This window comes from uncultured Alistipes sp. (assembly GCF_902388705.1).
Taxonomy (GTDB): Bacteria; Bacteroidota; Bacteroidia; order Bacteroidales; family Rikenellaceae; genus Alistipes.
The window spans coordinates 1-7584 of the sequence record NZ_CABMQJ010000077.1; the positions used below are offsets into that span (position 1 = coordinate 1).

Consider the following 7584-nt stretch of genomic DNA (forward strand, 5'->3'; position numbering starts at 1 on the left):
GGCATCGACAAACCCGACGTGCGGTTCGTCGTCCATTACAGCATGTGCGACTCGCTCGAAGGCTACTATCAGGAGGCCGGCCGCGCGGGACGCGACGGTGGACGCAGCTACGCCCTGCTGCTGGCCGCCCCGGACGACGGCGAGCGCATCGTGCGGCGCTTCGAACAGGAGTTCCCGCCGCTCGAAAAAATCAAGGACATCTACGAACGGGTATGCTCCTACCTGCAGGTCGGCATCGGCGACGGCGCCCAGGCGTCATTCCTGTTCAACATCCACGACTTCTGCGCCCGCGAACACCTCTGGTCAGGCACGGTGGTGAGCGCCCTGAAACTGTTGCAGCAGAACGGCTACATGACGCTGACCGACGCACAGGATAACCCGGCGCGGATTATGTTCTGCGTGAGCCGCGACGATTTGTACAAACTCCGCGTGCAGCGCGACGAGCTGGACCATTTCATCCGCACGCTGCTGCGGCTCTACAACGGTGTTTTCACCGAGTTCCGCCAAATCGACGAGGGCGAAATAGCCACCTGGAGCGGCTACACCGTACAACGGGTCAAGGAGTTGCTCAAACGGCTCTGGCAGCTGCGCGTAATCCGCTACGTACCCTCGAACCGCTCGCCGATTCTCTTCATGGACGAGGAGCGGCTGCCGCGCGCCGACCTCTATATCGCCCCGGAAACCTACAAACGGCGGCAGGAGCTGATGCGCGAGCGCTTCGAACACATGCTCTCCTATGCCGCGAACGAAACCCGCTGCCGCAGCGCCGTGCTCGAGGAGTATTTCGGCGAGGGAGAACCCCAGCCCTGCGGCGTATGCGACATCTGCCTGGCGCGCAAGCGCGCCGAAAAACGGCAGCAGGCAGGCACAGGAGAAGCAATCGCCGGGCTGCGCGAAAAACTGCTGGAGCGGCTGGCGCAGGGGACGGCCGACCCGCGTGAACTCACGGCGGAATTTCCCGGCGACGTGCGGCTCGTCGGCCGGGCGCTGCGCGAGTTGCTCGACGAGGGAGTGCTCCGTACGGACAAAGACGGGAAAATAGGACGTAAATAGCCTCCCTGCCGGCAGGCCGGCGCAAAATAGTCGGGAGGCATGGCATTTTCCGGAAAAATTTCTGTAAATTTGCAGGAACGTTCGACACATGACAACGACCAACAACTATACAGATAAAATCAGCAACGAGGAAACCGCAGCGCTTCCTGCCATTGAATTCAAGGGCGAAATACGCATCATCGAGCACGAGCGCGACATCGTTCCGGCCTGCAAATTCCTGATGAAACAATCCGTCGTCGGCTTCGACACCGAAACTCGCCCCTCGTTCCGCCCGGGCGTGACCTTCCGCGTGTCGCTGCTGCAGCTCTCGACGCCGCAGCTCTGCTTCCTGTTCCGGCTGAACAGGATTCCGCTGGCCAAGCCGCTCCTGCAGGTGCTCGAAAGCAAAGAGATCCTGAAAATCGGCGCTGACGTCGCGGGCGACCTGCGCTCGCTGCGCCAAATCCGCCACTTCCGCGACGGCGGATTCGTCGACCTGCAAACCATCGCCCCCGAATGGGGCATCGGGGAGAAGAGCCTGCGCAAACTCTCGGCCATCGTGCTGGGGCAGCGCGTGTCGAAAGCCCAGCGGTTGAGCAACTGGGAAGCAACGACGCTCACCGACAAACAGAAACTGTACGCCGCGACCGACGCGTGGGTCTGCACGGCGATCTACGACCGACTGCTCCACACCCCTAAAATCAAACGCCCCACTACATGACACCCCAAATCTACCTGCGCAAAGGCAAGGAAGAATCGCTGATGCGCCGCCACCCGTGGATATTCTCGGGGGCTATCGACTACATAAAGGCCGAAGAAGAGTCCCAAATCGCCGAGGGCGTCCTGGTCGAGGTTTACACCCGTTCGGGCGAATTCATCGCACAGGGACATTACCAGATCGGTTCGATCGCCGTACGGGTGCTCTCGTTCGAGCAGGAGCCCATCGACCAGGCGTGGTGGAACCGGCGCATCTCCATCGCATACGACGTACGGCGCACGCTCGGCCTCACGGACAACCCCGACACCAACTGCTACCGCCTCGTACACGGCGAGGGCGACGCACTCCCGGGATTGGTGGTGGACATCTACGACACGGTGGCCGTCATCCAGTGCCATTCGGTCGGCATGTACCATGCGCGCATGGAAATTGCCAAAGCCGTTCTGGCGACGTACGGCGAGCGGCTCACGGCCATCTACGACAAGAGTTCGCAGACCGTGCCGTTCAATGCGAAGCTGGGTGCCGTGGACGGTTACCTGTGGGGCACGTCCGACCATGCGTCGCACGTGGTGACGGAGAACGGCGAAAAATTCCTCGTAAACTGGGAAAAGGGCCAGAAAACGGGGTTCTTCCTCGACCAGCGCGAAAACCGCGAACTGGTGAAACGCTATGCGAAAGGCCGCACGGTACTCAACACGTTCTGCTATACGGGCGGTTTCTCGGTCTACGCCATGGCCGGGGGCGCCGAGAAAGTCTGCTCGGTGGATTCGTCGGAGCGCGCCGTAGTGCTCGCCACGGAGAACATGGTGCTCAACTTCGGGCAGAACGCCAACTTCACCGAAACGGCGGCCGACGCCGTGGAGTACCTCAAGAACATCGACGACAAATACGACCTGATAATCCTCGACCCGCCGGCTTTCGCCAAACACCACAAGGTGCTGGGCAACGCCCTGCAGGGCTACAAGCGGCTGAACGCCAGGGCCCTGTCGCAAATCAAGCCCGGCGGAATCCTCTTCACGTTCTCCTGCTCGCAGGCCGTGTCCAAAGAGCTGTTCCGCACCACGGTTTTCTCGGCGGCAGCCATCGCGGGGCGCAACGTGCGCATCCTGCACCAGCTGACACAGCCCGCCGACCATCCCATCAGCATTTACCATCCCGAGGGGGAGTACCTCAAGGGACTGGTGCTTTACGTCGAGTAAATTTTTCGAAAAAACAGCAAAGGCGAACCCGCGGGTTCGCCTTTCCCATTTTCCGCGCATGTGCCGCCTTTTGCGTCCGGTAGCTTCCGGAGCCGAAACAATATGCCGCCGGGATGGACGGGAATCAGGCCGGGTAAAGCGTGCGAACGGGACACCACGGCAGGCCCGGCAGGCAAAACGGACGGGAAGTGCCGGGCTGCCGGAACAGACAGGGCGAGCGGACGGAACGAGCGGCGAGGCCGGGCAAGCAAAGCCGGGACGGAGCGGCCGACAGAACGAACAGGAAAGAGCCTCCCTGTACGCCCGCGCCCACTCCGCGTTGGTTACTTTCGGAAAGTTTATTACTTTTGCATACGGCAGAGGCGGAATTACACGACGACGCCTGCTGAAAAACAAGCCGGAAACGCCGGGAACCGGAACAGGGCCGGCATCCGGAATTGCAAAACAGAAGATTTACGCAATGACAAAGATTGAAAACGACCCGGGGTACGCTGCTTGCCCCATACGCAACATCGTCGACCGCTTCGGCGACAAATGGTCGCTGCTGGTGCTCTACAACCTGCATACGAACGGATGCATGCGCTTTTCGGCGATACACCGCCAGATGACCGACATTTCGCAGAAGATGCTCACCTCGACCCTGCGGCGGCTGGAACAGGACGGACTGCTCTCGCGCAAGGCCTATCCCGAAGTGCCGCCGCGCGTCGAATACACCCTCACGCCCCGCGGCGAATCGCTCATGCCCCATCTCGTATCGTTGATAGGCTGGGCGCTGGAGAACTTCGACGCGATTCTCCGGGATCGCAATACGAACCGGAAAGCATAGTCCCGCCAGGCCCGACCCGCCGAAGCCCCGGCGGCGACAAAATACACGGCGGAAAACCAGCGCCAGAAACCCGCAGCATACGCCCGACTACAAGAACCCTGCGGCGGGAAACCAGCGGCAGGAAACCCGGCGACAAAAGCCGACAGGCAGGAACCCGGCAGCAAACGCTCAACGGCAAGAACCCTGCGGCGGAAAACCAGCGGCAGGAAACCCGGCGACAAAAGCCGACAGGCAGGAACCCGGCAGCAAACGCTCAACGACAAGAACCCTGCGGCAGGAAACCTGCGGCGGAAAAGCCGACAACAAAAACCGACAGCAGGAACCCGGCAGCAAACGCTCAACGGCAAGAACCCTGCGGCGGGAAACCAGCGGCAGGAAACCCGGCGACAAAAGCCGACAGGCAGGAACCCGGCAGCATACGCCCGACTACAAGAACCCTGCGGCAGGAAACCCAGCGACAAAAACCGACAGGCAGGAATCCGGCAGCAAACGCTCAACGACAAGAACCCTGCAGCGGGAAACCAGCGGCAGGAAACCCGGCGACAAAAACCGACAGGCAGGAACCCGGCAGCAAACGCTCAACGACAAGAACCCTGCAGCGGGAAACCAGCGGCAGGAAACCCGGCGACAAAAACCGACAGGCAGGAACCCGGCAGCAAACGCTCAACGACAAGAACCCTGCGGTGGGAAACCAGCGGCGGGAAACCCGGCGACAAAAGCCGACAAGCAGGAATCCGGCAGCAACCGTCCGACGACCGTCCCCGTAAAAAACCGGTGACCGGAAACCTGATGATAGGGCGGGCCCCGTGCTCAACCCTCACTCCGGCTGCGGAATGTATTGCGGCTCCGGCCGTCAACGGGGTTTGGGCACACATTCCGGGACATCGTCCCCGCCGAATAAAAAAAGTCCCGAACGGGACTTTTTTCTATTTCACTTTTTCATAAACGTAGACCTCGTGCAGCTCGCTGTCGTAACCGGGATAGAAACCCTTGACCATTCCCAGCACGATGCGGGAGCCCCGGTTCGCCAGCACCAGCAACTCGTCCGTGGCCGGATCGATGGTCAGCCCCTCGATTTCGCCGGCCCGTTTGAAGTCGTCCATCTCCCGGAACGGCAGCACCGTGGTATAACTCTTCCCGTCACGCAAATCGGCAATGTAGATATTGTCCGGTTCGTCGAGGTCGGCATCGCCGTCGTCGGCCGATATCAGCATCCGCCCGTCGACCATGAAAATCCCCTGCTGCCACTGCGGCACCGGCCGCAAATGCACTTTACGAACGTATTTCCCCGTCGCCAGGTCATAGCCGTAGAGATAACGCCCGTCGACCCAGTCGGCCATCCAGACCATGTCGCCGTCACGGTCGACCGCCAGTCCGCACACTTCGACCTGTCCCGAGTCGGGCGCCCAGTCGATCGAGCGCTTCCACTTCAGGTTGTCGGCATCGTACACAGCGACCTGGATGTTCTCGCCCTTGCCGTCGATGAATGTCTCGATGCCCGCGTAAATCTCCCCGTTCCAGACGTCGATGTCGCCGAGATGGTTGGCGGCAAGCGGCAGCCCTTCGAACGGATGTTCGTTTTTGGCGACCAGCCGCCCCTGCTTGTCGTACTTGTAGAGTACGGTGCTGCCCGAAACATAGTAGTAGTTCGAATCGGCCGCAATCCCCTGCCGGCCGTCCACCGGGAAAACCCGCTTGAGGCGGTACTCATCACCGAGCTCCTGCGCCCGGAGTGCCGTGCCCGCAGCGAGCAGGGCCAGCACCAGAAAGATTCGTTTCATCATATCGGTAAAGATTTTACACAGCTCCCGTACAAAAACAGGGCCGGAGCGGGAAACCTGCGTAAGCAGCCCCTGCTCCGGCCGTTTTCTGTCATGCCGCCCGGCTTTCCCGGCCGCAATCCCGGCATTGCGCAGCACTCGCGGCTTGCCCGAGAATGGCAACTCACCGGATTCTCAGCACGGCGGCGCACCTGTGCCTGGCGCCCCGGACGGGCAGCCGCAAGGGGATGCCGCCGGAACCGGGCCCGGATTATTTGCGTTTGGCGCGCTGCTGGGCCTCCTGCTGGCGGAGCAATTCCTCGTAGCGCTGCTGGAACTTCGACTTCTTGCCCTTCGACTTCTTCGCGGCATTGGCCTGCATGACGGCGTGTATCTTGTCGTCGTCGACCATGCGCCGGATAACGAGCGTCTGCCCGATGGTGAAGAGGTTCGACAGCAGGTAATAGTAGCAAAGGCCGCTCGAATAGCTGTTGAACCACAACAGCATCATAATCGGCATCATGTAGACCATCATGAACTTCATGCCGGCCATCTGGGGCTGCGACGAAGCCGTCTGCTGGTAGTTGAAATAGGAGTAGCCGAACAGCGACACGGCCATCAGCAGGGCGAACAGGCTCACGTGGTCGCCGTAGAACGGAATCGAGAACGGCAGGTTCACGATGCTGTCGTACGACGAAAGGTCGTCGGCCCACAGGAACGGCTGCTCACGCAACTCGATCGACGCGGGGAAGAAGCGGAACATGGCAATCAGAATCGGCATCTGAATCAGCATCGGGATACAGCCGCCCATCGGGTTGATGCCCGCTTTCTTATAGAGTTCCATGGTCGCCTGCTGGCGCTTCATGGCATCCTCCTGTTTGGGGAATTTCTTGTTCAGCTCGTCGACCTGCGGCTTTATCAGGCGCATTTTGGCCATCGACACATAGCTCTTGTAGGTGAGCGGCGAGATGACCAGTTTGACGAGGATTACCAGAATCAGGATGATGATACCGAAGCTTCCGATATAGTTGCGCAGGAAGTCGAACACCGGAATCACACACCAGCGGTTCACCCAGCCGAAGATACCCCACCCCAGCGGAATCAGGCGCTCCATGTGGAGATCGCTGCCCTCGTTGTCCGTGATTTTCTTGAGGATGGCGTATTTGTTGGGGCCGAAATAGAATGCGAAATCATACCCCTCGGTCTGCACCGTGTAGGGAACCGACATCTGCACCGAGAAGTTTTTCAGCAGCTCGGAACCGGGGGCCGCCGTGTCGAAAGCCATGTTGGCATTCGCGACGTTCTTCGGCGCGATGAACACCGACGAGAAGAACTGCTGTTTGAAAGCCACCCAGTTCACCGCCGTCGAAACACTCTTCGACTTGGCGCCGTCGCCCATGCCCAAATCCTCGATCGAACTTTCGCCCGGGAACCGGTACGAAATGGTCGTGTACATGTTCTCGTTCTGGAAGCCCTTCTCGTTCTGGTAGGAGATGTTCGACCAGTCGATGCCGATGGAGGTCTGGTTGGCCATCTGCGGCGCCATGTTCACCAGCCGCACGTTGAAATCCACGAGGTAGTCGCGTTCGGGAGCCTGCTTATTATATATAAGGTACTCGTACTCGAGCCAGGCATCGGCCGCTACGGGCAGGCGCATCACCACCTTGCGGGCGTCGCCGACCGTTTGCACGGCCTGCGGCTGGAAAACATACTCCATGGTGTTGACCTTGACGTTGTTCAGGCCGTTCTTCACATAGAACGAAAGGCCGAACTTCGCGCTCTCGGGATCCATCATCCGGATCAGCTGGTCGCGCTGCCCGCGGGGGGCGTACTTGGTGTAGTCCTTGAGCGTCACGTCCGTAATCTGGCCGCCGCGGGTCGAAAACCGCACGATCATCACGTCGTTCTCGACGGTAATCTCCTCGGCTTCGGCTTCGCGCGCATCGGTCAGGTACTCGCCCAGGGCCTCGACCTGGCGCCGGCGCGCTGCGTCGGCAACTTCCGCGTCAGCCCCGGGGGCCTCCGCCGTCACTTCGCCGGGCGCTGCGG

At 60.6% G+C, this 7584-nt stretch carries 6 protein-coding genes; 4 read left to right on the plus strand and 2 right to left on the minus strand.

Going from position 1 to position 7584, the window contains the following annotated elements:
• From QZT71_RS11400 to QZT71_RS11415, 4 genes are all read left to right on the plus strand, one after another.
• The coding region (locus QZT71_RS11400) for a RecQ family zinc-binding domain-containing protein (RefSeq protein ID WP_295916276.1) at window positions 1-1053 on the plus strand (1053 nt) is incomplete at its 5' end.
• Window positions 1054-1141: 88 nt separating this feature from the next.
• The gene (locus QZT71_RS11405) at window positions 1142-1753 is read left to right on the plus strand and encodes a 3'-5' exonuclease (protein WP_295916280.1); all 612 of its coding nucleotides are present in this window, start codon (window positions 1142-1144) and stop codon (window positions 1751-1753) included.
• A complete protein-coding gene (locus tag QZT71_RS11410; RefSeq protein WP_295916283.1) occupies window positions 1750-2949 on the plus strand; it encodes a class I SAM-dependent rRNA methyltransferase in 1200 nt (399 codons plus the stop codon). The genes QZT71_RS11405 and QZT71_RS11410 overlap by 4 nt, the downstream gene beginning before the upstream one ends.
• A gap of 460 nt (window positions 2950-3409) precedes the next feature.
• Entirely contained in the window at window positions 3410-3775 is a 366-nt protein-coding gene (locus QZT71_RS11415) for a helix-turn-helix domain-containing protein (RefSeq protein WP_295916286.1), read from the plus strand.
• A 926-nt stretch (window positions 3776-4701) separates the two neighbouring features.
• Here QZT71_RS11415 and QZT71_RS11420 read toward each other — a convergent pair.
• A complete protein-coding gene (locus QZT71_RS11420; RefSeq protein ID WP_295916291.1) occupies window positions 4702-5556 on the minus strand; it encodes a hypothetical protein in 855 nt (284 codons plus the stop codon).
• 250 nt (window positions 5557-5806) lie between these two features.
• Window positions 5807-7584: membrane protein insertase YidC (gene yidC / locus QZT71_RS11425; RefSeq protein ID WP_295916288.1), on the minus strand; the 1778-nt coding region annotated here is incomplete at its 5' end.